Raw genomic sequence first — 22,211 nt, 5'->3', positions numbered from 1 at the left:
CTATGGAACCTTGAATGGTGCCGGCACCAGGAATCGAACCCGGGACCTACTGATTACAAGTCAGTTGCTCTACCATCTGAGCTATACCGGCAGTAGGCGCGCTATTATAGCGATCGGTTTGGTTCTGTAAACCACTTCCTCGAAATCCTGGCAGAAGCCCCGTAGATCGGGGCTTTTGGCGTTTTGGGGTGGGTGTTTCCAGTGCGGGGGGTGTTGGGTTTGGGGACCGCTTTGCGGTCCTTCGCGGGCAAGCCTCGCTCCTACCTGGTTTGTGGTGGTTGCGAAGGTTGGGCTCGGGTCAAGCGGGTCGCTGGTTTGGCGGGGTCTTGGTGGGGGATTCGGCATTGCAGTCGCTGGCAAGCCAGCCCCCTCAGGGAACGCGCCAGCTTTTGGACATTGAGCAAGACAGTTGCTCCCACAGTGTCCGCGTCGGGCTTGGAACTGTGCTTTGCGCGACACCGCAGCCTGCGCTGGGTGACCTCCCGCCCAACCCGATCTGAATAACCACCGCCTAATTCGCTTTAACGCTTATGCACAAACCACATCAACTCCTGGCTTTCCATGCAGCTGCGCTACCCCGCCGCATTGACGCCGGCGCAAACGGCTGTTTTCTCAGGCGTTTGGCCGGGTCGGAAAAATCGTGCAGTTCGGGTTTGCGCTTAAACCCGGCGCGCTATCAAGCGGAAACCGTGAAGTTGCTCACAGACTTATCCACAGGTTGTTCGGCCAGCAGCATGAGGTTGCGGGGGGTGAGCGAGTGTGCGCAGAAGGTGCCGAGCCGGACGTTGTAGCCCTGTTCGTGCAGGTAGAGCGCACGATCGAGCACCAGCCATAGTTCCAGCGGGCGGCGGAAGAGGTTGCGCACCAGCTCCAGGTTGCGGACCTGGGCCAGGCGTTGCCAGCCGGCAGCTTCGAGTGCGGGCCAGTCGGTCCCCTCTTTTATGGAAATGCCCTTGAGCGCGGCGAGGTGCTGGCAGTACTCGGCGAAGGGCTTTTGCAGCCAGGCACTGGGCAGCGAGGGTGTGGGGAGGTAGTCGTCTCTGTTGCGCAGTTGCCGTTGCAGCAGGTCGAAGCCGAGGCGCCAGGCCATCGATTGATCTCGCTGGCGGCGGACGCGGTTGCCCGCAGTGACGGTCTCGCTGAGCGGCAGGCCGAGGTCGTCGAGGTCCAGTTGCAAGGTCGAAGCGCGAGCGGCTGTGGATAACGCTTGGTAGTGCGGGCCCGCGGTGCGGTTGTAGCAGCAGGGGGCGATGGCCAGTTGTGGGCAGCCCTTGGCGGCGGCGAGCTGGATCAGGCGAACGTGGAGGTCGCCGCACGCGTGCAAGGCTACCGGTGTGTGGGCGGCGGTGATGTGCTCGGCGGTGCTGGGAGCCATTACGTCCTGCAAACGGTGCTCGACCGCGAGGTGGTGGTGCTGGCTGAGGTGCTCTCCGGCGGCAACCAGGGCCGGATCGTATTCGAGGCAGGTCAGCTTTTGCCCGGTGCCCAGCAGGCGGCGGCCGAGGTGGCCTTTGCCGGAACACCAGTCCAGCCAGTGCCCAGCACGCCGGGCAAAGTCGAGGTGGGCGGCAAAGGCTTCGATCTGCTGCCATTTGCGACCGGGGACGTCGACGTTCAGGCGCGGGTTGGCTGGGGGCAAGGGAACTGTGGATAAGTCATCCAGTGCCGCCAGCTCGCGGGCGCGGGCGGCCAGTTGTGGATAAGGTGCCGGGCCGGGACGCTGCAAGGGTCGTTGTGGGCGGATTCGGCGTGGTCCAGGGATTGGTTGCGCAGCCAGTCGGACAGGCCTGGGTGATCGATCTCCCAGGGCAGTTGCAGGCTGGTGAAGGGGCGCGGGTGCCAGAGATCGCGGTGTTCCCGGAGGAATTGGTCCAGGGCCTGGAAGCGGGGGAGGAGTTGGGTGTTTTCCAGGTAGAGCATGGGACAGAGGCCAGGGTGTTTTTGAAGAGGTGTGGTGGGCAGGCACGGCCAATCGCGGTTCAAACCCGCTCCCACAATTGGGGGAGCGGGGGCCTTGATATCAGCGACCGTGCGCGGCATCCACGCGCAGCCAGCGCTCCAGCAGCTTGAACGCCTGCACCAGGACGAACGAGATCACCAGGTAGAACACGCCTGCCGCGAAGAAGATCTCCACCGGCATGTAGGTCCGGGCGATGATCGTGCGGGCCATGCCGGTGATGTCCAGCAGGGTGACGGTGCTGGCCAGGGCGCTGGCCTTGAGCATCAGGATCACTTCGTTGCTGTACGCCGGCAGGCCGATGCGCGCGGCGCGCGGCAGGAGGATGTGGATCATCGCGGTGGCCCGGGACATGCCCAGCGCCCGCGCCGCTTCGATCTCGCCCCGCGGGATGGCCTGCAGCGAGCCGCGCAGAATCTCGGCGATGTAGGCGGCGGTGTGCAAGGTCATGGTCAGCGCGGTACACCAGAACGGGTCACGCAGGTAGGGCCACAGCGAGCTGCTGCGCACCGCGTCGAACTGCGCCAGGCCGTAGTAGACCAGGAACAGCTGCACCAGCAATGGCGTACCGCGGAAGAAGAAGATGTAGCCATACGGCAGCGCCCGCACGTACCAGCGCTGTGAGGAGCGGGCGATACCCAGCGGGATGGCGACGATCAGGCCGAGGATGACCGCGATGGCCAGCAGTTCCAGGGTCAGCGTGGCGCCCTGGGCCAGACGCGGCAGCCATTTGATGATGACGTCCCAATTCATGAGTTGGCCCTCGCAAAGCCGCGCCCGGCACGTTTTTCCAGGAAGTGCATGCCGGTCATTGCAACGATGGTCAGCCCCAGGTAGATAAAGGCGGCAACCGCGTAGAAGGTGAAGGGCTCCTTGGTGGTGGTCACGCCGTTCTGCGCCTGGCGCATGATTTCTTCCAGGCCGATCACCGACACCAGCGCGGTGTCCTTCATCAGGATCATGAACAGGTTGCCCAGGCCGGGCAGGGCGATACGCCACATCTGTGGGAGGACCAGCCGCGAGAAGATCCGGCCCTTGGACAGGCCCAGGGCCATGCCGGCTTCACGGTGCCCTTTGGGAATGGCGAGCAGCGCGCCGCGGAACACTTCCGTGGCATAGGCGCCGAAGCACAGGCCGAGGGCGATGACGCCGGCGGCGAAGGCGCTGAGTTCCAGGCCGGGAACGCCGATCAGGTCGCCCAGCTTGCTCATCAGGGTGACCGAACCGAAATAGATGAAGAGTACCCAGAGCAGTTCCGGCACGCCGCGAACGATGGTCGAGTAGGTGCCGCCGATCCAGCGCAGCGCTTTGAACGGCGAAGTCTTGGCCAGGGCGCCTAGCAGGCCGAGCACCAGGCCCAGGCAAAGTGCCGCGAGCGCCAGCTTGACGGTCATCAGCGTGCCAGCGGCCAGCGCCGGACCGAATCCGTGTAGATCAATATTCATGGGCAGGCAGGTTCAAGAGACCGGCACCGCGCAAGGCGATGCCGGTCGGGGCGGATCAATAGATATCGAACGGGAAGTACTTGTCGTTGATCTTCTTGTAGGTGCCGTCGGCGATGATTTCCTTCAGCGCGGCGTTCAGCTTGTCCTTCAGCGGATCACCCTTGCGTACGGCGATGCCGATCTGGTCGCTTTCCACCACGGGCTCGCCCTTGAACTCGTAGTTCTTGCCGGCCTCGGATTTCAGCCAGTCATAGTTCACGTACTTGTCCGCCAGCAGCGCGTCGACGCGGCCGGAGGTCAGGTCGAGGTAGGCGTTTTCCTGGGTGTCGTACAGCTTCACATCCACATCGCTGCCGTAGGTGTCTTCCAGCCAGGTGGCGGACAGGGTGGCGCGCTGGGTGCCGATGACCTTGCCCTTGAGCGAGGCCTTGTCGGTCTTGAAGTCAACGTTCTTCGGCGCGATGAACTGCAGCTTGTTGGAGTAGTAGCGGTCGGTGAAATCGACGGCCTGCTTGCGCTCGTCGGTGATCGACAGCGAGGAGACGATGAAGTCGAACTTCTTGGCATTCAGGGCCGGGATGATGCCGTCCCAGTCGGAAGTGACCACGTCGCACTCGACCTTCATCTTGGCGCACAGGGCGTCGCCGATGTCCTTGTCGAAGCCGACCACCTGGCCGCTGGCGTCCTTGCTGTTGAATGGAGGGTAAGCGGCTTCGATACCCATCCGCAGTTTTTCCGCGGCCATGGCATTGGCCGAGAACACCAGCGTGGCGGCAGCGGCCAGGAGGTACTTCTTGTAGTTCTGCATGCGTGTTGCTCCGTTAGCGGTTGCTGGACATGAATTGCTTACAACGCGCCGAGGTCGGGTTTTCGAAAACCTGCTGCGGCGATCCTTGCTCTTCGATGAGGCCTTGATGAAGGAACACGACTTCGCTCGAGACTTGCCGGGCGAAGTTCATTTCGTGGGTCACCAGCAGCATGGTCCGGCCTTCTTCGGCCAGGGCGCGGATGACGCTGAGGACTTCCTGGACCATTTCCGGATCCAGCGCGGAGGTCGGTTCATCGAACAGGATGACCTTGGGTTTCATCGCCAGGGTCCGGGCGATGGCGGCGCGCTGCTGTTGCCCGCCGGAAAGCTCGGTGGGGTAGCTGTGGCGCTTGTTATGGATGCCGACCTTGTCCAGCAGCGCTTCGGCGTGCTCGATGGCTTCGGCCTTGCTCTGCCCCAGGACGCGGCGCGGCGCCTCGATGATGTTGTCGAGGATGCTCATGTGCGGCCAGAGGTTGAAGTTCTGGAAGACGAAGCCGATCTCGCTGCGCAGGCGGTTGATCTGCCTGTTGTCGGCGGCGATCAGCTCGCCGTTGCGCGCCGCCTTGAGCTTGAGGGTTTCGCCGGCGACGAGGATTTCGCCCTGGTGCGGGTTTTCCAGGAGGTTGATGCAACGCAGCAGGGTCGATTTGCCGGAACCGGAGGAGCCGAGGATGGAAATCACATCGCCGTCACGGGCGGTAAGGGAGATGCCCTTGAGAATTTCCTGCTCGCCGTAGCGCTTGTGCAGGTTGCGGATTTCCAGCGCGGGCGTGGCCTGGGCCATGTGCGGTCCTCATATGTTCTGTGCGTTCTGCTGTTGGCGGCCGTCCTGGCGAGGCGCAACGCTAGCATAGCGCTCGGATCGCAGCCAAGAAGGGCGAGCAGGGTGGGCGGCCGGGGCAAGGGCGGGTGTCGCATCGTTGCAGTGGAATGTCGCGTCGCGGTCCGCCGGTTCCGTTCTACGGGCCGGAGCCAGGATGAAAAAAGGCGCGATGGTGCCAGTTTTGACCGCTGGAGGAAAGGCGTATTTGGTCGCGGTGCATTTCGGTGGCGCCTTCGAAGCATCGCGGCGAAGGAGTGGGTTGCACCTTTGTGCTTCATAAAGTTGCACAAGGTGTTACCCGGTTCCGGTTATGGAGCACCCATTTCTAATTGTAAGTGGGTATTTCAGTAATCCGGCAAAGTCTGGCAAGTTTGGCGACCTTTCGGCCAATGGCTGGCGGAAAGCGCCGCAGGCCCCGTCTGTCGTGGTTTCAAGGTGTTGCGCACATGAGCGGTCATCGATCTGGCCCGCTTATTGCCATCCACCTGTCACGGGACGCGGGTGCCTCAAAAGGGCATGCGGCTCCAATCGCGGGACGATCTCCCATTCTTTGCATAGGTAGTTTTATGAGCGGTAAGCACAATTCCAATGACCTCGCTCAGGGGCTCAAGCAACGGCATGTGACCATGCTGTCCATCGCAGGCGTGATCGGCGCCGGTCTGTTCGTCGGGTCCGGCCATGCCATCGCCGCCGCCGGCCCGGCCGTGCTGCTGGCCTACGCCGCTGCGGGTACGCTGGTGGTACTGGTGATGCGCATGCTCGGCGAAATGGCCGTGGCCTCGCCGGACACCGGTTCCTTCTCCACCTACGCCGACCGTGCCATCGGGCACTGGGCCGGTTTCACCATCGGCTGGCTGTACTGGTGGTTCTGGGTGCTGGTCATCCCGCTGGAGGCCAACGCCGCCGCGACCATCCTCAACGCCTGGTTCCCCGACGTGGCGATCTGGGTCTTCACCCTGGTCATCACCCTGCTGCTGACCGCGACCAACCTGTTCAGCGTAAAGAACTACGGTGAGTTCGAGTTCTGGTTCGCCCTGCTGAAGGTCGTGGCGATCATCGGCTTCATCATTCTTGGCCTGGCCGCCATCTTCGGGTTCATGCCGAACAGCCAGGTCAGCGGTGTCAGCCATCTGTTCGACACCCAGGGCTTCATGCCCAACGGCCTCGGCGCGGTGCTCGGTGCCATGCTGACCACCATGTTCTCCTTCATGGGTACCGAGATCGTCACCATCGCTGCCGCCGAATCGAAGGATCCGGGCAAGCAGATCAGCAAGGCGACCAACTCGGTGATCTGGCGGATCTTCCTGTTCTACCTCGTGTCGATCTTCATCGTCGTTGCGCTGGTGCCATGGAATGCCGGCGAGCTGGCGGAAGTCGGTTCGTACCAGACCGTGCTGCAATTGATGGGCATCCCTCACGCCAAGCTGATCGTCGATATCGTCGTGCTGATCGCCGTAACCAGTTGCCTCAACTCGGCGCTGTACACCTCGTCGCGCATGCTGTTCTCGCTGAGCAAGCGCGGTGACGCCCCGGCGGTCGCCCAGCGCACCAACGCCAGCGGCACGCCGCACTGGGCGGTGCTGCTGTCTACCGCGGCAGCGTTCCTGACCGTGTTCGCCAACTATGTGGCGCCGGCCCAGGTGTTCGAGTTCCTGCTGGCCAGCTCGGGGGCGATCGCCCTGCTGGTGTACCTGGTGATCGCCGTTTCGCAACTGCGCATGCGTCGTCAGCGCATGGCGCGGGGCGAGAAGATCGCCTTCAAGATGTGGGCCTTCCCGGTGCTGACCTGGGTGACCATCTTCTTCATCGTCGGCGTGTTGACCCTGATGCTGATTCGTCCTGACCATCGCGCCGAGGTGATCTCCACCGGGCTGCTGAGCATTGCCGTGGTGGCTGCCGGGCTGCTGGTGGCGCGCAAGCGCAAGGCGGAGAAGGGTGGAAGCCTGGTGATGGATAACTGAGCATCCAGAGCATCTCACCGACCCTGTGGGAGCTGGCAAGCCAGCTCCCACAGGGTTTTTTTGTCGTCTGCCAAGGCAGGGGAGTCAGGCGAATTTCTTCTGCTTGGACACCATCTCCGAGGCGGCCACATAGGCGTCCTGGAACTCCTCGCTTTCCAGCCAGGCCATCGCCTCGGCTTCCTCGGTGCCGTCCAGCCATTTGCGGTACGCGCAGAAGACCATGCAAATGTAGTCGGTGGCGTGGTCTTCGCTGTGGCCCTTGAGCACAAGGGGCAGCAGCGGATCGACCATGAACACGGCGATCATCGCTTCCAGGCTGGTTTCCTGGGCCGTCTTCATTTTCTCGAACATCGTGTTGTAGCTGCCCGAGTTCATGGCCTTGTCGAACACCTGCTGGACGCTGGCGCTGGAAGCCTCGCCGCTGCTCTTGACCGCCTGGCCGCTGCGCACCATGCGGTTTTCGCGGGCCTTGGCGGCGGCGCGCTTGGCGCGTTTCTGTTGCTTGGTGTTCGAGGCCATCGGGGGTTCCTTGGTGCGAAGTCAGTCAAAGACGCGTATTGAAGCGCAGTTGACCCGGAAACCCAAGCCGTGGAGAGCGGCGCCAGCTCGACGGGCGACAGGCAGTCACCCGGCCGAACCGGCGTGAGGTCCTTTCAGCGTGGCAGCGTCAGGGCGCTGACCCGGCCCCGCAGTTCCACTTCGTCCTCGTCACGCAGGTCTTCCTCGATTTCCCGCGAAGCGCGGCCCACCAGCAGCGGGTCGGGTTCGTGGGCGACACGGAAATCCTTGCCCGGGTAATCGAGGGCGTTGAGGAAGTGGCGAATGCAGTTGATCCGTGCGCGCTTCTTGTCGTCCGACTTGATCACCGTCCACGGCGCATCGGCAGTGTCGGTGTGGAAGAACATGGCTTCCTTGGCCGCGGTGTACTCGCCCCACTTGTCCAGCGACTTGATGTCGATGGGCGAGAGTTTCCAGTGCTTGAGCGGGTCGTCGCGGCGCGAGATGAAGCGACGCAGTTGTTCCTCTCTGTTCACCGAGAACCAGTACTTGAACAGCAGGATCCCGCTGTTGCACAGCATGCGCTCCAGCTCCGGGGCCTGGCGCATGAATTCCAGGTATTGCAGCGGCGAGCAGAAATCCATGACCCGCTCGACGCCGGCGCGGTTGTACCAGGAGCGGTCGAAGAAGACCATTTCGCCCGCCGTCGGCAGGTGCTGGATATAGCGCTGGAAGTACCACTGGCCCTTTTCCTGCTCCGAGGGCTTTTCCAGGGCGACGATCCGCGCGCCACGCGGGTTGAGGTGCTCCATGAAGCGCTTGATGGTGCCGCCCTTGCCTGCCGCGTCGCGGCCCTCGAAGAGGATGACCACGCGCTGGCCGGTTTCCTTCACCCAGTTCTGCACCTTCAGCAGCTCGATCTGCAGCGCGTGCTTGGCCTTGTCGTACTCGGCGCGGCGCATGCGGGTGCTGTAGGGGTAGTTGTGCGGCAGCTTGGCCGACGAGCTGTCTTCGCTGGTGCCATGGGGCGCGTGGGCGATTTCGAGGGCGGTGGGGCTGTCGGCGATTGCACCGGCCTCGACGATCGGCGCGGGCTTGCGTGGGCGACGGTGGGGCGGGTAGCGGCTGGCGGAGGCGTAACGTGATGCGGGATTACCCCGGGCTCTGGGAGCGGCAGGACGGGGTTTCTTCACTCATGGGGAGGGCCTTCTGTTCCTTCGAATGTCCAGCTCCACAACTTACACAGATCGAGTGATGGCGTATTGATGGTGGTCAATACGCGCGGCCCTTGTGGGAGCGGGTCCGTGAGTGGGTTTTCCCGGGCAAAACAAAAAAGCCCCTGAATCTTTCGATTCAGGGGCTTTGCGTTGTCTTGGTGCCCAGAGACGGAGTCGAACCGCCGACACGAGGATTTTCAATCCTCTGCTCTACCGACTGAGCTATCTGGGCAACGGGGCGCATTAAAAGCGTTTTTCAGGATTGCGTCAACAACAATTTCAAAATTTTTTTAATTAATACCGACGCTTACGGTTTTCGGGGGTCATTGGGCAGGTGGAACGTAGCCTTCGGCCTTTTCGAATTCCTCGCCGGAGAAGAACTTGTCCATTTCGCCCTGGATGAACTTGCGGTCTTCGGCGTTCATCATGTTCAGGCGCTTCTCGTTGATGAGCATGGTCTGCTCCTTCTGCCAGTCGGCCCAGGCCTTCTGCGAGATGTGCTCGTAGATATCGAGGCCCTTTGGCCCCGGATACGGCGGACGCTCAAGGCCAGGCAGTTGTTCTTTGTACTTGCGGCACATAACGGTGCGGGTCATCGCGAGTCTCCTGCAATCAATTCGTCGGCCGCGCGTTTGAGCAGCTTCTTCACCGGGGCGGCGAGCCCCAGGCGCGGCGGGGTGGCGAGGTTATACCAGAGCCAGTCGGCCTCGGCCACGTGGTCGCCGTGCTGGCCGACGCGCACCAGCCACGGCTCGATGGCCAGCTGGAAATGGCTGAAGGTGTGGGTCAGGCCCGTCAGTTCGCGGCGGGTTTCGATGTTCAGGCGGTGCTGGTCGGCGAGGTGTTCCAGGTCGTCCAGGTCGTCCAGTTCCGGCAGGCTCCACAACCCGCCCCAGAGGCCGCTGGAAGGGCGCCGGTAAAGCAGGATGGCGCCTTCGTCATTGGCCAGCAGCGGCATCAGCGTGCGTTTCTGTGGCAGGGCCTTGCGCGGCTTGGGCAGCGGGTAGCGAGTCTCCTGGCCGAGCATGTGGGCCTCGCAACCACGCTTCAGCGGACACAGCAGGCAACTGGGCTTGCTGCGGGTGCAGAGGGTGGCGCCGAGGTCCATCATCGCCTGGGTGTAGTCGTTGACCCGCTGGTGCGGTGTGAAGCGCTCGGCGCTTGCCCACAGCGCCTTCGCCACCTTGGGCTCGCCGGGATAGCCTTCCTGCGCGGTATAGCGCGCCAGGACGCGCTTGACGTTGCCGTCGAGGATCGGCGCGCGCAGGCCCATGCTGATGCTGGCGATAGCGCCGGCGGTGGACAGGCCGATACCGGGCAGATCGGTGAGCTTTTCGACGTCGCGGGGGAATTCGCCACCGTACTGTTCGACGACGATCCTGGCGGCCTTTTGCAGATTGCGCGCGCGGGTGTAGTAGCCGAGCCCGGTCCACAGGTGCAGCACTTCGTCTTCAGGTGCCGCGGCCAGGGCCTGGACATCCGGCAGGGCGTCCATGAAGCGGCCGAAGTAATTGAGCACGGTGCTGACCTGGGTCTGCTGCAGCATGATCTCGGAGACCCACACCCGGTAGGGCGTGATGCCCTGTTGCCAGGGCAGGTCGTGGCGGCCGTGGCGGTCGAACCAGTCGAGTACCGCGGTGGAAAACTGCTCGGGGGTCATCGTTTGAACAGGCCCTTCAGTGCGTCCTTCAGCTCGGGACTCACCTTGTCGCCCAGCTTCTCTTCGAGTTTTTCGTTGATGCGGTTGCCCAGCGCCTGGCCGGCCAGCTTGCCGACGCCGTCCTTGTCGATGCGGCAGGCGCGTGCGCCCAGTTCCAGCGGCCCGCGGCAGCGCAGCGGGAACTCCAGGCCGACGTAGCGCTGGTTGACCTGGCAGGCCGGGTCCGGCATTTCGCGGGTGTCGCCTTCGACGATGACGCCGACGCGGTAGTCCATGCCCAGCACGCGCAGGTCGATGTCGCCATTGCCGTTGACGGTCAGGCCAGGGATGCGCGCCCTCAGGTCGGGGTTGCTGGCCACGCCGTTGCTCAGCACCAGGCTGCCTTTCAGTTCTTCGAACGGCGTGTCCTTGCCCCGTGGCTCGCCGCTCAGGGTCTTGCGGTTGAGGGTGGCGATGCCCTGGCACAGTTGCTGTTCGAGGTTGGCGTTGACCAGCACGCCGTTGTTGATAACGAAGCTGGCCTTGCCGTTGAGGGTATCGACCAGGGCTTTCTGGCTGTTGCCGGTGGCGGTAAGGTCGCTGTCCAGGGTGAGCAGGCCCTTCACCGGCGGGGTGTTGCCGTCGTGCTTGATGAAATGCTCGACCGGCACCCGGTTGATCTTCGCGGTGAGGCCGAGCTGCGGCACTGCCGGACGTACGTCGAGGGTGCCATGGGTATCGAAAGTGCCGTTGTAAAGGCCGCCACGCAGGACTTGCAGGGTAATCAGGCCACCCTGGCCGCTGGCCTTGAGCTCGGCATTCTGGATCGGCAACTGGTCCAGGGTGAGCACGCCGAAACTCAGGTCGGCTTGCAGGTCGAGGGCGCGCAGGCGGTCCACCGGCAGCAGCTTGTCGTTGCTCCAGGCGACCTGGGTCGGTGCGTCGGGCAGCGGCGAGGTGCCCGGCCCGGCGACGGCGCTGGCTTCCGTGCTCTGAACCTCGGCCTTGCGCGCAGCATTGGCGTTCTCCGCGTCGTCGCTTTTGGCCAGCAGGTAGCGGTCGGCATCGAACTTGTCGTTCTTCAACTGGATGCGCAGCGCCTGTTTGGCGAAGTCTTCCACCGCGAGGCGACCGGTGAAGGTGCTGTCGTCCAGCTTCAGCGCCAGGTCTTCCAGGGCAAGGCTGTTCTTCGTGCCTTCGATGCGGCCGACCAGTTCGACGCCGGTGAGGGTCGTCTGGTCTTTCATCGGCGGCAGAACGACGCCAACGCTGTCGAGGAACTTGCGCAGGTCGAACTGGGCAATGGAGATGCCGCCGCTGACCTTCGGCTCGCTGCTCAGGTCACGCACGTGCAGCTCGCCGAGGGCACGCAACTGGTTGGCCGAAAGCTTCAGGCCGTTCCATTCGGCGACATTGGCCGCCAGGTCGGCGAGCAATTGGCCCTGGGCCGAGAACGTCATGCTTTTCTGTTGCAGCGGCTCGCCGGAGAGTTCGCCGTGCAGCTTCATGTCTTCCAGTTGATAGCGACGCAGTGCGCGGTCGAAGCGGGCTTCGCCGGCCAGCTCGATGCGCGCGCGCAGCACGGGTTGGCCGGAGCTGAGGAAAGCGGTGAGTTTCAGCGGGATATTCACGCCGTCGTGCACGGCTTCGGTGCTCAACTGGATGCTCTCGGCACTGAAGCTCTGGCCGCTACGCACGTCGTTGTACTGCACCCGGGCGTTGTTGACGGTGAGACTGTCGATATCCAGCTTGAGCGGGCGCTCGCTGGCGGCCGGCTTGCTTTCGCCCTCGGCCGACGCAGTGGTGGCCGGCGCAGTTTCGCCGGTGCTGCCGGCCGGGGCCTTGGCCGGCAATGGCTTGCCGATGTCTTCCCAGTTGCCGTGGCCGCTTTCGTCACGGACCAGGTTCAGGTTCAGCCCCTCGACCCGCACATCGCTCATCTGCACCTCACGGCGCAGCAGCGGCAGCACGCGCACCGACAGGCCGAGCATCTGCAGATCGGCGATCGGCTCGGCCGGCTTGTTCAGCGTGGCAATGCTCGCCTCGTGCAACTCCAGGCCTAGCCAGGGGAACAGGCTCCAGCCGATATCGCCGTTCAGGGTCAGCTCGACGTGAGCCTTGTCGCGAGCCAGTTGGCGGATCTCGTCTTTATAGTCGTTGGGATCGAAGAGGTGGGTCAGGGCGAAGCCGCCGGCCACCACGATCAGCAACAGCCCGAGAACCACCAGCCCCAGGATTTTGCCGAACGCTTTCATGGGCGGGTCCTTTGAAGTCGATGTCTGAAAAGTCAGCCGCAGAGTATAGCCTTGCGGCCTTCGCCACTGCGATTGCCGTGAATGGCCGGTTTGACATTCCCGCGCCCTGCGGTTCCACGGAAAAAAGTCTCAGTTACAACAAAAACCATGATGTCAGATTGGTTTTTGTTAGCTAGCTAAATGCTACTCTTGCAGCCGTTCCCGGGTCTTGCTGCGACGGATTGTCGCGACAGGGCCGGCTGCCCGAAAAACGACTCGTTGCCTGCGTGCGCCAAAGTCGGGGGTCGTCGGTTTCGGCCTGCGGGGGCTACCTATCTACGAGGGAAACAATAATGAGCACCATCACCGCGGGAGCCGTCGCCAGTGCGCCTGGTTTCCTGTCCAAGGAGCGCATCGTCGCTCGACCCGGTTTCAACCGCTGGCTGGTACCCCCGGCCGCACTCGCCATCCACCTGTGCATCGGCATGGCCTACGGCTTCTCGGTGTTCTGGCTGCCGCTGTCGAAGGCGATCGGCATTACCGCACCGGTGGCCTGCGCCCCGGACATGGGCTTCTTCGCCCAGATGGTCTCTTCGACCTGCGACTGGCCGATCTCCATGCTCGGCTGGATCTACACCCTGTTCTTCATCTTCCTCGGCTGCTCGGCGGCTATCTGGGGCGGCTGGCTGGAACATGCCGGGCCGCGCAAGGCCGGTGTGGTCTCGGCGCTGTGCTGGTGCGGCGGCCTGCTGATTTCCGCGCTGGGCGTGTACACCCACCAGATCTGGCTGATGTGGCTGGGCTCGGGGGTGATCGGTGGTATCGGCCTGGGCCTGGGCTATATCTCGCCGGTATCGACCCTGATCAAGTGGTTCCCGGACAAGCGCGGCATGGCCACCGGCATGGCGATCATGGGCTTCGGTGGTGGTGCGATGGTCGGTGCTCCGCTGGCGGCGGCGCTGATGAACCACTTCGCCAGCCCTGAAGGCGTCGGCGTGTGGCAGAGCTTCGTGGTGATGGCGGTGATCTACTTCATCTTCATGATCGGCGGCGCATTGTCGTACCGCGTTCCGCCGACCGGCTGGAAGCCCGAAGGCTGGACCGCTCCGGCGAAGAAGGCCAGCAACTCGATGATCACCCACCGTCACGTGCATGTCAGCGTGGCCTGGAAGACCCCGCAGTTCGCCCTGATCTGGCTGGTACTGTGCCTGAACGTGTCCGCCGGTATCGGCATCCTCGGCATGGCGTCGCCACTGCTGCAGGAAGTGTTCGCCGGCAAGCTGCTGGGCAACAACCTGACTTTCAGCGAACTGGACGCCGGGCAACTGGCGCAGATCGCCGCGATCGCCGCCGGCTTCACCGGCCTGCTCAGCCTGTTCAACATCGGCGGGCGCTTCTTCTGGGCGTCGTTCTCCGACTATATCGGGCGCAAGAACACCTACTTCGCCTTCTTCGCACTGGGCTTCGCCCTGTATGCGCTGGTGCCGAACATGGGCCACCTGGGCAACATCGCCCTGTTCGTGGCGGCGTTCTGCATCATCCTGTCGATGTACGGCGGTGGTTTCGCCACCGTGCCGGCCTACCTGGCGGATCTGTTCGGCACGCAGATGGTCGGTGCGATTCACGGTCGCCTGCTGACGGCCTGGGCCGCGGCGGGCGTGCTCGGCCCGGTGCTGGTCAACTACCTGCGCGAGTACCAGCTGAGCATCGGCGTGGAGCGGGCTGCGGCCTACGACATTACCTTGTACATCCTCGCCGGCCTGCTGGTGCTGGGCTTTATCTGCAACGCGATGGTGCGTCCGGTGGCCGACAAGTACTTCATGACCGAAGAACAACTGGCCGCCGAGCAGGCGCTGGGGCATGACAAGGGCGCCGACAACACCACCGCGCTGGAGTGGAAAGCTGCCGACGGCACCCTGCCGCTGGTGATCGCGGCCTGGCTGGCCGTGGGCATTCCGCTGGCCTGGGGTGTGTGGGCGACGCTGCAGAAGACTGCCGTTCTGTTCCACTGATTCGGGCATTTGGGTCGCTCTTGCGGCCCAATCGCTGGCAAGCCAGCTCCCACAGGGTCCCTGTGGGAGCTGGCTTGCCAGCGATTGGGCCCCCGAATTCCCCATCAGCCCGAAAATCGGGCGCAAAACCCCAACACCACACGTCATCTTCGTTTCAAGATGCGACGTTCTGCGCCTATAATGACCGCCTTTTTCGCCCAATGATTTGCGGAGCTGGTGATGGTCGAACGTAAGGCGTCCGTCGAGCGCAATACTCTGGAAACCCAGATCAAAGCCTCGATCAACCTGGATGGCACTGGCAAGGCCCGATTCGATATCGGCGTGCCTTTCCTGGAGCACATGCTGGATCAGATTTCCCGTCATGGATTGATCGATCTGGACATCGAGTGCAAGGGCGACCTGCATATCGACGACCACCATACCGTCGAAGACGTCGGTATCACCCTGGGCCAGGCGTTCAGCCAGGCCATCGGCGACAAGAAAGGCATCCGTCGCTACGGCCACGCCTACGTGCCGCTGGACGAAGCGCTGTCGCGGGTGGTGATCGATTTCTCCGGCCGTCCCGGCCTGCAGATGCACGTGCCCTACACCCGCGCCACCGTGGGCGGTTTCGATGTGGACCTGTTCCAGGAGTTCTTCCAGGGCTTCGTCAACCACGCCAACGTCACGCTGCATATCGACAACCTGCGCGGGCATAACACCCACCACCAGATCGAGACCGTGTTCAAGGCCTTCGGTCGCGCGCTGCGCATGGCTGTCGAGCTGGACGAGCGGATGGCCGGGCAGATGCCTTCCACCAAGGGATGCCTGTAATGCAGACCGTCGCCGTTATCGACTATGGCATGGGCAACCTGCACTCGGTGGCCAAGGCCCTGGAGCACGTCGGCGCCGGCAAGGTGCTGATCACCAGCGATGCTGCGGTAATCCGTGAAGCCGACCGGGTGGTCTTCCCTGGTGTCGGCGCGATTCGCGACTGCATGGCCGAGATCCGCCGCCTGGGCTTCGACAGCCTGGTCAAGCAAGTCAGCCAGGACCGCCCGTTCCTCGGTATCTGCGTCGGCATGCAGGCCCTGCTGGACCACAGCGAGGAGAACGACGGTGTCGACTGCATCGGCATGTTCCCCGGCCAGGTGCGTCTGTTCGGCAAGGACCTGCATGAAGACGGCGAGCACCTGAAGGTGCCGCACATGGGCTGGAACGAGGTCAGCCAGGTGATCGATCACCCGCTCTGGCACGATATCCCGGACCGCGCGCGCTTCTACTTCGTGCACAGCTACTACATCGAGTCCGGCAAGCCGTCCCAGGTGGTCGGTCGCGGTCACTATGGCGTCGATTTCGCTGCGGTACTGGCCGAAGGCTCGCGCTTCGCCACCCAGTTCCACCCGGAAAAGAGCCACACCCACGGCCTGCAACTGTTGCAGAACTTCGCCGCCTGGGATGGCCGCTGGTAATGAACCGCTCGCGCAGCAAGACCCCGGCCATCACCCTCGCGCCCGAACAGGAGCGCGAGGCGCTGGACACCCTCAAGCGCTTCCTCGAAGACCGTTTCGAGCTGCAACTGGGCTCGTTCGAAGTGGCCGAGGTGCTCGAGCTGTTCGCCAGGGATATTGCGCCGCACTACTACAACCGGGCGATCTTCGATGTTCAGACGCAGCTCAAGGAGCGCTTCGAGAGCATTGAAGTCGACCTGTGGGCGCTCGAGAAGAACTGACTTCCCGGGCTCACCGTTTACCGATTAGACAGGTTTTCCAGATGCTGATTATCCCCGCTATCGATCTCAAGGACGGTGCCTGCGTACGTCTGCGCCAGGGCCGCATGGAAGATTCCACCGTATTCTCCGACGACCCGGTGAGCATGGCCGCCAAATGGGTTGAAGGTGGCTGCCGTCGTCTGCATCTGGTCGATCTGAACGGCGCCTTCGAAGGCCAGCCGGTCAACGGCGAGGTGGTCACCGCCATCGCCAGGCGCTACCCGGAGCTGCCGATCCAGATCGGCGGCGGCATCCGCTCGCTGGAAACCATCGAACACTACGTAAAGGCCGGCGTCAGCTACGTGATCATCGGCACCAAGGCGGTCAAGCAGCCTGAATTCGTCGCCGAGGCGTGCAAGGCCTTCCCGGGCAAGGTCATCGTTGGCCTGGACGCGAAAGACGGCTTCGTCGCCACCGACGGCTGGGCCGAGGTCAGCTCGGTGCAGGTCATCGATCTGGCCAGGCGCTTCGAGGCCGACGGCGTCTCGGCGATCGTCTACACCGACATCGCCAAGGACGGCATGATGCAGGGCTGCAACGTGCCCTTCACCAAGGCCCTGGCCGAAGCCACGAAGATCCCGGTGATCGCCTCCGGCGGCATCCACAACCTGGGCGACATCAAGGCCCTGCTGGACGCCAGGACACCGGGCATCATCGGCGCCATCACCGGTCGTGCCATCTACGAAGGCACCCTTGACGTCGCCGAGGCCCAGGCCTTCTGCGACAGCTACCAAGGCTGAGGAGAACGCCATGGCCCTGGCCAAACGCATCATCCCTTGCCTGGACGTGGACAACGGCCGGGTCGTCAAGGGCGTCAAGTTCGAGAACATCCGTGACGCCGGCGACCCGGTGGAAATTGCCCGTCGCTACGACGAGCAGGGTGCCGACGAGATCACCTTCCTCGACATCACCGCCAGCGTCGATGGCCGTGACACCACGCTGCACACCGTCGAGCGCATGGCCAGCCAGGTGTTCATCCCGCTGACCGTGGGCGGTGGCGTGCGCACCGTGCAGGACATCCGCAACCTGCTCAATGCCGGGGCCGACAAGGTGTCGATCAACACCGCGGCGGTGTTCAATCCGGAGTTCGTCGGCGAAGCGGCGGCGCATTTCGGCTCGCAGTGCATCGTTGTGGCCATCGACGCCAAGAAGGTCTCCGGCCCGGGCGAAGAACCGCGCTGGGAGATCTTCACCCACGGCGGGCGCAAGCCGACCGGCCTGGATGCGGTGGAGTGGGCGAAGAAGATGGAAGGCCTGGGTGCTGGCGAGATCCTCCTGACCAGCATGGACCAGGACGGCATGAAGAGCGGTTTCGACCTGGGTGTGACCCGGGCGATCAGCGACGCACTGGGCATTCCGGTGATCGCGTCCGGTGGCGTGGGCAACCTGCAGCATCTGGCCGACGGGATCCTGGAAGGGCACGCCAGTGCCGTGCTGGCGGCGAGCATCTTCCACTTCGGCGAGTACACCGTGCCGGAGGCCAAGGCCTATATGGCGCAGCGCGGGATCGTCGTGCGCTGACCTTCAGGGCCTCATCGCTGGCAAGCCAGCTCCCACACGAACCTGTGGGAGCTGGCTTGTCGGACCGCCGCACCGCAGCGATGAGGCCATCAGCATCCCCCAACAAACCAGATCCCTCCCGATGCTGACCAGACTCCTCTTCCTCCTCACCCTGACCACCGCCGCCCACGCCAGCGAGCCGCTGGTCCTGCTGACCGAAAACTTCCCGCCCTACAACATGTCCCGCGACGGCAAGAGCTTCGCCCACGAGGCGGATATCCAGGGCATCGCCGCCGACCTGGTGCGGGAGATGTTCCGCCGCGCCGACATCCCCTACAGCATGACCCTGCGCTTTCCCTGGACCCGGGTCTACCAGCAGGCCCGGGACACGCCGAACCATGGCGTGTTCGTCCTTGCCCGTTCGCCCGAGCGCGAGAAGCTGTTCAAGTGGGTCGGCCCGCTGGGCCCGGATGACTGGGTGTTGCTGGCCCCCGCCAGCAGCCGGATCCGGCTGGATAACCTGCAACAGGCCAAGGGCCTGCGCATCGGTGCCTACAAGGGTGATGCCATCGCCGAGAACCTGCAGCAGCAGGGGTTGAAGCCGGTATTGGTGCTGCGTGACCAGGACAATGCGAAGAAGCTCTCCAACGGCGAGATCGACCTCTGGGCCACCGGCGACCCGGCTGGCCGCTACCTGGCCCGGCAGATAGGCATGACCGACTTCAGGACGGTGTTGCGCTTCAATGGCACCGAGCTGTATCTGGCGCTCAACCCGAGCGTGCCGGAGGAGGTGGTGAAGCGCCTGCAGGACGCCCTGGAACAGATGCGCCAGGATGGCTTCCTCGACGCCACCTACGCCCGTTACCTGTAGATCCCGCCCTTGCCATGGGCGGGCATGGCGCGGTTGCTACGTTCGCCGATCATCTGCCGCAGGCCGATCAGTTCGATGCCCTGGGCCTTGAGCTTGGGCAGTTCGCGCTCCAGCACGTCCAGGGTCTGTGGATAAGGGTGGCCGATCACCACCGCGGTGCCCTGCCTGTGGGCCAGCTCCACGGCAATGCGCAGTTGCCCGGCAATGGCCTCGGGGGTCCGCACGTCATCGAGGAAGACATCCCGCGACAGGCTCGCCAGACCCAGCGCCTGGGCCTTGGCCGCCGCTACGGTAGCGGCGCTGGTGCGGCTGTCGACGAAGAACAGCTCACGCCGCTGCAACTCGCCCATCAGCCAGGCCATGGCCTCAGGCTGCGCGGTCATGCGGCTGCCCATGTGGTTGTTGACCCCGGCAGCGTACGGAACCTTCGCCAGCGCGGCGTTCAGGCGCTGTTCCAGTTCCGGCAGCGGAGTGCCGGGGTGCCAGGCGTAGGGGCCGGTGGCCGGGTCCATGGGCATGTGCAGGATCACCGTGCGCCCGGCCTTGTGCGCCTGGCGCGCGAAGTCGGTAGCGTGGGGCGTGTCCGGCATGATCGCCATGGTCACCGGGCCGGGCAGGGCGAGGGTGCGTGAGTCCCGGGCCGGATTCTGCCCGAGGTCGTCGATGATCACGCTGAGGTAGGCCCGCTGCTGCTGGGCCGGCGCACCATGGGCGACGCCGGCCAGCAGGCAGAGAAGGGCGAGACAGAACGCCTGCATCACTTGTCGCGGGTGATGCTCAGTCCCTTGAGCAGGCTGAGGGCCTGGCTGAGCTGGAAGTCACCGTCTTGCGGACGTTCCTTCTTGCCCGCTGCCTTGCTGCCGGACGGCCGGTCGGCGCCGCCGTTGCCATTGCCGAGGTGGCCTTGCAGGTCGGCTTCCTTGAAGTTCTCGGTGTCCTGCTCGCTGGTGACCTTGGCCTGGCGCACCTCGATGTCCGGGACGATGCCCTGGGCCTGGATCGAGCGGCCGTTGGGGTGTAGTACAGCGCAGTGGTGATCTTCAGGGCGCGGTCGTTGTTCAGCGGCAGCACGGTCTGCACCGAGCCCTTGCCGAAGCTGTCGGTACCCATCAGCACGCCACGTTTCTGGTCCTGCAGGGCGCCGGCGACAATCTCCGAGGCCGAGGCGCTGCCGCCGTTGATCAGCACCACCAGCGGTACGCCTTCGCTGGCATCGGCCGGGTCGGCGGAGAAGCGCAGCTCGGAGTTGGCGATGCGGCCCTTGGTGTAGACGATCAGGCCCTTGGTCAGGAAGTGGTCGGCCACTTCCACCGCCGATTGCAGCACGCCGCCCGGGTTGTTGCGCAGGTCCAGGACGATGCCGCGCAGCTTGCCGTTGTTGTCCTTGCGCAGTTTGGCCAGTGCCTTGCCGACTTCCTCGCCGGTCTTGACCTGGAACTGGGTGATGCGGATGTAGCCATAGCCGGATTCCAGCAACTGGCTCTTCACGCTCTTCACCTGGATCACGGCGCGGGCCAGGGTCACGTCGAACGGGTTGCCGCCGTCGCGGACCAGGGTCAGGGTGATCTTCTCGCCGATCTTGCCGCGCATCTTGTCCACGGCTTCGGTCATGGTCTGGCCACGGGTCGGCTGGCCGTTGATCTTGACGATCAGGTCGCCGGCCTCGATGCCGGCGCGGGAGGCCGGGGTGTCGTCGATCGGCGAGACGACCTTGACGAAGCCGTCTTCCTGGCCGACTTCGATACCCAGGCCGCCGAATTCGCCGCTGGTGCTTTCCTGCAGTTCCTGGAAGTCTTCCGGGCCGAGGTAGGCGGAGTGCGGGTCGAGGTTGCTGAGCATGCCCTTGATGGCGTTTTCCAGCAGGGTCTTGTCATCCACGGGCTCGACGTAGGCGGCTTTCACCCGATCCAGGACTTCGGCGAAGGTGCGCAGCTCGTCCAGCGGCAGCGGAGCCTTGCCGGTGACCGTGGTCGGCGCCAGCGCCGGCGCGAGCTTGGCCGGCTCGGCGGCGAAAGCCGGTGACGCGCCGCTGACCAGTGCGACGGCCAGGGCCAGCGAGGTAAGGCGAGGCGAATGCAGCATGTCGAACGAACTCCTGATCCTGTGTGAGCCCCGAAAGGAGCCTCGCGCCGCGCTGTGCGGCAGGCGCGTGAAAAAAGGTAAACCTATCCTTGACCGCGGCACCACTGCGTCGGGTCGGTCGGCTGGCCCTGCTGGCGGATGGCGAAGTACAACGCCGGCGTACTCTGGCCACCGCTGTTGCCAACGGTGGAGATCGCTTCGCCGGCCTTGACGATGTCACCAGCGCCCTTGAGCAGGGTCTGGTTATGACCGTAGAGGCTGAGGTAACCGTTACCATGGTCGAGAATGACCAGAAGTCCGGCCCCGCGCAACCAGTCGGCGAATACCACGCGGCCACCGTGTACCGCATGAACCTGGCTGCCGGCCGAAGCGCTGATCATCACCCCGTCCCATTTGGCCCGGGCATCGTCCCCGCGGCTTTCACCGAAGCGCGCCAACAATCGACCATTGACCGGCCACGGAAGTTTGCCCCTTGCTGCAGAAAATGCGCCGCCGTAGACCGCTCCGTCGCTGGACACCAGCGGGCCGGGCGTGCGCAGCGGCCTTTTCGGCTCGTCGTCCTGGGTGTTGCGCGACGATTCGCGGGCGGCGAGGGCGGCCTCGCGCTGGCGTTTCTTCTCGGCTTCCTGCTCGGCAAGGGCGCGCTGGCGCGCTTCCTCGGCCTCGCGAGCCTGGCGTGCCAGGGTTTCCTCGATAGTCTTGAGCACCTTGCCCAGCTCGGCCTGCTCCTGCTCGCGGGCAGCCAGCTTCTGGTCGTTGGTCTTCAGGTTGCTGTTGAGCCTGGCGAGGATTTCCTGGCGTTCGGCGCGGGTCTTTTCCAGATCCTGGCGCTGGGCGTCGAGGGTGCCTTGCTGGACCAGCAGTTGGGCCTGCTGCTGGGCAATGTCTTTCTCGACGTTAGCCAACTGGCGCAGGGTCTCGTTGAAGCTGCGCAATTGTTCCAGGCGAGCTTTGCTCAGGTAATCGTAATAGGTGAGCGTGCGGGCGAACTTTTCCGGGTTCTGCTGGTTGAGCAGCAGCTTGAGGTATTCCTCACGACCGTTGTTCTGATAGGCGGAGCGGGCCTGGATGGCGATCAGGCGTTGCTGTTCGGTGCGGGCGGACTGGAGAGTCTTCTTTTCAGTGTCGAGGCGCTCCAGTTCGCCCTCGGTCTTTTTTAGTTCTTTCTGTAGCTCCTCTACCTGCTTCTCCAGCTTGCCGATATCGGTTTCGGTGCTGCGCAGGTCTTTCTGCACACCGGATTTTTCTTCCTGCAGCGCACCGAGCTTCTTTTTCAGCTCGGCGATGTCCTGGCGTGTGGCGTCCAGTTGCTGCTGGGTTTGCGCGCGCTCGTCGGCGAAAGCCGGGCCGAGCAGGCAGGTCAGGGCTAGGAGGATCAGGGCGCGAAGCATGGAATGGCGATAACCAGGGG

19 protein-coding genes, 2 tRNA genes and 2 pseudogenes are annotated in these 22,211 nt (G+C 63.9%); 8 read left to right on the top strand and 15 right to left on the bottom strand.

The genetic code is table 11. The annotated features are described in order from the left end of the window. Window positions 1-15: 15 nt before the first annotated feature. From CSV86_RS23990 to CSV86_RS23965, 6 genes and pseudogenes are all read right to left on the bottom strand, one after another. Window positions 16-91 (bottom strand) — tRNA-Thr (locus CSV86_RS23990). Between the two features lie 585 nt (window positions 92-676). Continuing rightward, window positions 677-1,920, bottom strand: a pseudogene (locus CSV86_RS23985) (methyltransferase). Window positions 1,921-2,020: 100 nt separating this feature from the next. After that, window positions 2,021-2,710, bottom strand: coding sequence for an ABC transporter permease (locus tag CSV86_RS23980; RefSeq protein WP_009396062.1), 690 nt, complete (start codon window positions 2,708-2,710; stop codon window positions 2,021-2,023). Further along, window positions 2,707-3,402, bottom strand: coding sequence for an ABC transporter permease (locus CSV86_RS23975; protein ID WP_009396064.1), 696 nt, complete (start codon window positions 3,400-3,402; stop codon window positions 2,707-2,709). Before CSV86_RS23975 ends, CSV86_RS23980 begins: the two co-directional genes overlap by 4 nt. Before the next feature lie 55 nt (window positions 3,403-3,457). Then, window positions 3,458-4,210 (bottom strand): ABC transporter substrate-binding protein, encoded by a 753-nt coding sequence (locus CSV86_RS23970; RefSeq protein ID WP_009396066.1) that lies wholly within the window; start codon window positions 4,208-4,210, stop codon window positions 3,458-3,460. A 13-nt stretch (window positions 4,211-4,223) separates the two neighbouring features. Beyond that, window positions 4,224-4,997 carry an ABC transporter ATP-binding protein gene (locus CSV86_RS23965; protein ID WP_009396068.1) on the bottom strand — a complete coding sequence of 258 codons (774 nt, stop codon included), beginning with the start codon at window positions 4,995-4,997 and terminating at the stop codon, window positions 4,224-4,226. 605 nt (window positions 4,998-5,602) lie between these two features. Between CSV86_RS23965 and gabP the strand changes: the two genes are divergently transcribed. Further along, on the top strand, window positions 5,603-6,997 hold the full coding sequence (gene gabP / locus CSV86_RS23960) for a GABA permease (protein WP_009396069.1): 1,395 nt from the start codon (window positions 5,603-5,605) through the stop codon (window positions 6,995-6,997). 84 nt (window positions 6,998-7,081) lie between these two features. Here the strand turns inward: gabP and CSV86_RS23955 are convergent, their stop codons facing one another. The 6 genes from CSV86_RS23955 to CSV86_RS23930 form a co-directional block, all read right to left on the bottom strand. Next, window positions 7,082-7,516, bottom strand: a complete 435-nt coding sequence (locus CSV86_RS23955; RefSeq protein WP_170395015.1) for a hypothetical protein — start codon at window positions 7,514-7,516, stop codon at window positions 7,082-7,084. A gap of 134 nt (window positions 7,517-7,650) precedes the next feature. Beyond that, window positions 7,651-8,562, bottom strand: coding sequence for a polyphosphate kinase 2 (gene ppk2 / locus CSV86_RS23950; RefSeq protein WP_170395141.1), 912 nt, complete (start codon window positions 8,560-8,562; stop codon window positions 7,651-7,653). Window positions 8,563-8,868: 306 nt separating this feature from the next. Then, window positions 8,869-8,944: transfer RNA gene (locus CSV86_RS23945), tRNA-Phe, on the bottom strand. A gap of 91 nt (window positions 8,945-9,035) precedes the next feature. Beyond that, the gene (locus CSV86_RS23940) at window positions 9,036-9,308 is read right to left on the bottom strand and encodes an oxidative damage protection protein (RefSeq protein WP_009396072.1); all 273 of its coding nucleotides are present in this window, start codon (window positions 9,306-9,308) and stop codon (window positions 9,036-9,038) included. After that, on the bottom strand, window positions 9,305-10,372 hold the full coding sequence (gene mutY / locus CSV86_RS23935) for an A/G-specific adenine glycosylase (protein ID WP_009396073.1): 1,068 nt from the start codon (window positions 10,370-10,372) through the stop codon (window positions 9,305-9,307). Before mutY ends, CSV86_RS23940 begins: the two co-directional genes overlap by 4 nt. Beyond that, window positions 10,369-12,606, bottom strand: a complete 2,238-nt coding sequence (locus CSV86_RS23930) for an AsmA family protein (protein ID WP_009396074.1) — start codon at window positions 12,604-12,606, stop codon at window positions 10,369-10,371. The genes mutY and CSV86_RS23930 overlap by 4 nt, the downstream gene beginning before the upstream one ends. A gap of 332 nt (window positions 12,607-12,938) precedes the next feature. Here CSV86_RS23930 and CSV86_RS23925 point away from each other — a divergent pair, with 332 nt between their 5' ends. The 7 genes from CSV86_RS23925 to CSV86_RS23895 all read left to right on the top strand — a co-directional run bounded on the left by CSV86_RS23925 (window position 12,939) and on the right by CSV86_RS23895 (window position 18,718). Beyond that, complete coding sequence (locus tag CSV86_RS23925; RefSeq protein WP_009396075.1) at window positions 12,939-14,597, top strand: OFA family MFS transporter; 1,659 nt, start codon at window positions 12,939-12,941, stop codon at window positions 14,595-14,597. Between the two features lie 219 nt (window positions 14,598-14,816). Continuing rightward, window positions 14,817-15,410 carry an imidazoleglycerol-phosphate dehydratase HisB gene (hisB, locus tag CSV86_RS23920; protein ID WP_009396076.1) on the top strand — a complete coding sequence of 198 codons (594 nt, stop codon included), beginning with the start codon at window positions 14,817-14,819 and terminating at the stop codon, window positions 15,408-15,410. Next, the gene (gene hisH / locus CSV86_RS23915; RefSeq protein ID WP_009396077.1) at window positions 15,410-16,048 is read left to right on the top strand and encodes an imidazole glycerol phosphate synthase subunit HisH; all 639 of its coding nucleotides are present in this window, start codon (window positions 15,410-15,412) and stop codon (window positions 16,046-16,048) included. The genes hisB and hisH overlap by 1 nt, the downstream gene beginning before the upstream one ends. After that, a complete protein-coding gene (locus CSV86_RS23910) occupies window positions 16,048-16,308 on the top strand; it encodes a DUF2164 domain-containing protein (RefSeq protein ID WP_009396079.1) in 261 nt (86 codons plus the stop codon). Before hisH ends, CSV86_RS23910 begins: the two co-directional genes overlap by 1 nt. 41 nt (window positions 16,309-16,349) lie before the next feature. Further along, window positions 16,350-17,087, top strand: a complete 738-nt coding sequence (gene hisA, locus CSV86_RS23905; protein ID WP_009396081.1) for a 1-(5-phosphoribosyl)-5-[(5-phosphoribosylamino)methylideneamino]imidazole-4-carboxamide isomerase — start codon at window positions 16,350-16,352, stop codon at window positions 17,085-17,087. 10 nt (window positions 17,088-17,097) lie between these two features. Continuing rightward, entirely contained in the window at window positions 17,098-17,868 is a 771-nt protein-coding gene (gene hisF, locus CSV86_RS23900; protein WP_009396083.1) for an imidazole glycerol phosphate synthase subunit HisF, read from the top strand. A gap of 121 nt (window positions 17,869-17,989) precedes the next feature. Continuing rightward, window positions 17,990-18,718 (top strand): substrate-binding periplasmic protein, encoded by a 729-nt coding sequence (locus CSV86_RS23895; protein WP_009396085.1) that lies wholly within the window; start codon window positions 17,990-17,992, stop codon window positions 18,716-18,718. Here the strand turns inward: CSV86_RS23895 and CSV86_RS23890 are convergent. The 3 genes and pseudogenes from CSV86_RS23890 to CSV86_RS23880 all read right to left on the bottom strand — a co-directional run bounded on the left by CSV86_RS23890 (window position 18,709) and on the right by CSV86_RS23880 (window position 22,191). Further along, window positions 18,709-19,476, bottom strand: a complete 768-nt coding sequence (locus CSV86_RS23890; RefSeq protein WP_009396087.1) for a divergent polysaccharide deacetylase family protein — start codon at window positions 19,474-19,476, stop codon at window positions 18,709-18,711. The two genes, CSV86_RS23895 and CSV86_RS23890, sit on opposite strands and share 10 nt — an antisense overlap. Beyond that, window positions 19,476-20,800: pseudogene (locus CSV86_RS23885) on the bottom strand (S41 family peptidase). The gene CSV86_RS23890 and the pseudogene CSV86_RS23885 overlap by 1 nt, the downstream one beginning before the upstream one ends. 83 nt (window positions 20,801-20,883) lie before the next feature. Then, window positions 20,884-22,191 carry a murein hydrolase activator EnvC family protein gene (locus CSV86_RS23880; protein WP_009396092.1) on the bottom strand — a complete coding sequence of 436 codons (1,308 nt, stop codon included), beginning with the start codon at window positions 22,189-22,191 and terminating at the stop codon, window positions 20,884-20,886. Window positions 22,192-22,211: the final 20 nt, after the last annotated feature.

Origin of the sequence: Pseudomonas bharatica CSV86, from assembly GCF_000319305.2 — a bacterium.
GTDB lineage: Bacteria > Pseudomonadota > Gammaproteobacteria > Pseudomonadales > Pseudomonadaceae > Aquipseudomonas > Aquipseudomonas bharatica.
This window is presented reverse-complemented; position numbering and strand designations above follow the sequence as displayed.

What these genes read in the sequence shown, in the direction of transcription:
- gabP (WP_009396069.1), top strand. Translation starts at nt 5,603, where the DNA reads ATGAGCGGTAAGCACAATTCCAATGACCTCGCTCAGGGGCTCAAGCAA.
- CSV86_RS23955 (WP_170395015.1), bottom strand. Translation starts at nt 7,516, where the DNA reads ATGGCCTCGAACACCAAGCAACAGAAACGCGCCAAGCGCGCCGCCGCC.
- hisF (WP_009396083.1), top strand. Translation starts at nt 17,098, where the DNA reads ATGGCCCTGGCCAAACGCATCATCCCTTGCCTGGACGTGGACAACGGC.
- CSV86_RS23975 (WP_009396064.1), bottom strand. Translation starts at nt 3,402, where the DNA reads ATGAATATTGATCTACACGGATTCGGTCCGGCGCTGGCCGCTGGCACG.
- CSV86_RS23980 (WP_009396062.1), bottom strand. Translation starts at nt 2,710, where the DNA reads ATGAATTGGGACGTCATCATCAAATGGCTGCCGCGTCTGGCCCAGGGC.
- CSV86_RS23940 (WP_009396072.1), bottom strand. Translation starts at nt 9,308, where the DNA reads ATGACCCGCACCGTTATGTGCCGCAAGTACAAAGAACAACTGCCTGGC.
- CSV86_RS23965 (WP_009396068.1), bottom strand. Translation starts at nt 4,997, where the DNA reads ATGGCCCAGGCCACGCCCGCGCTGGAAATCCGCAACCTGCACAAGCGC.
- hisH (WP_009396077.1), top strand. Translation starts at nt 15,410, where the DNA reads ATGCAGACCGTCGCCGTTATCGACTATGGCATGGGCAACCTGCACTCG.
- CSV86_RS23880 (WP_009396092.1), bottom strand. Translation starts at nt 22,191, where the DNA reads ATGCTTCGCGCCCTGATCCTCCTAGCCCTGACCTGCCTGCTCGGCCCG.
- CSV86_RS23910 (WP_009396079.1), top strand. Translation starts at nt 16,048, where the DNA reads ATGAACCGCTCGCGCAGCAAGACCCCGGCCATCACCCTCGCGCCCGAA.
- CSV86_RS23890 (WP_009396087.1), bottom strand. Translation starts at nt 19,476, where the DNA reads ATGCAGGCGTTCTGTCTCGCCCTTCTCTGCCTGCTGGCCGGCGTCGCC.
- CSV86_RS23930 (WP_009396074.1), bottom strand. Translation starts at nt 12,606, where the DNA reads ATGAAAGCGTTCGGCAAAATCCTGGGGCTGGTGGTTCTCGGGCTGTTG.
- hisA (WP_009396081.1), top strand. Translation starts at nt 16,350, where the DNA reads ATGCTGATTATCCCCGCTATCGATCTCAAGGACGGTGCCTGCGTACGT.
- CSV86_RS23970 (WP_009396066.1), bottom strand. Translation starts at nt 4,210, where the DNA reads ATGCAGAACTACAAGAAGTACCTCCTGGCCGCTGCCGCCACGCTGGTG.
- CSV86_RS23925 (WP_009396075.1), top strand. Translation starts at nt 12,939, where the DNA reads ATGAGCACCATCACCGCGGGAGCCGTCGCCAGTGCGCCTGGTTTCCTG.
- CSV86_RS23895 (WP_009396085.1), top strand. Translation starts at nt 17,990, where the DNA reads ATGCTGACCAGACTCCTCTTCCTCCTCACCCTGACCACCGCCGCCCAC.
- mutY (WP_009396073.1), bottom strand. Translation starts at nt 10,372, where the DNA reads ATGACCCCCGAGCAGTTTTCCACCGCGGTACTCGACTGGTTCGACCGC.
- hisB (WP_009396076.1), top strand. Translation starts at nt 14,817, where the DNA reads ATGGTCGAACGTAAGGCGTCCGTCGAGCGCAATACTCTGGAAACCCAG.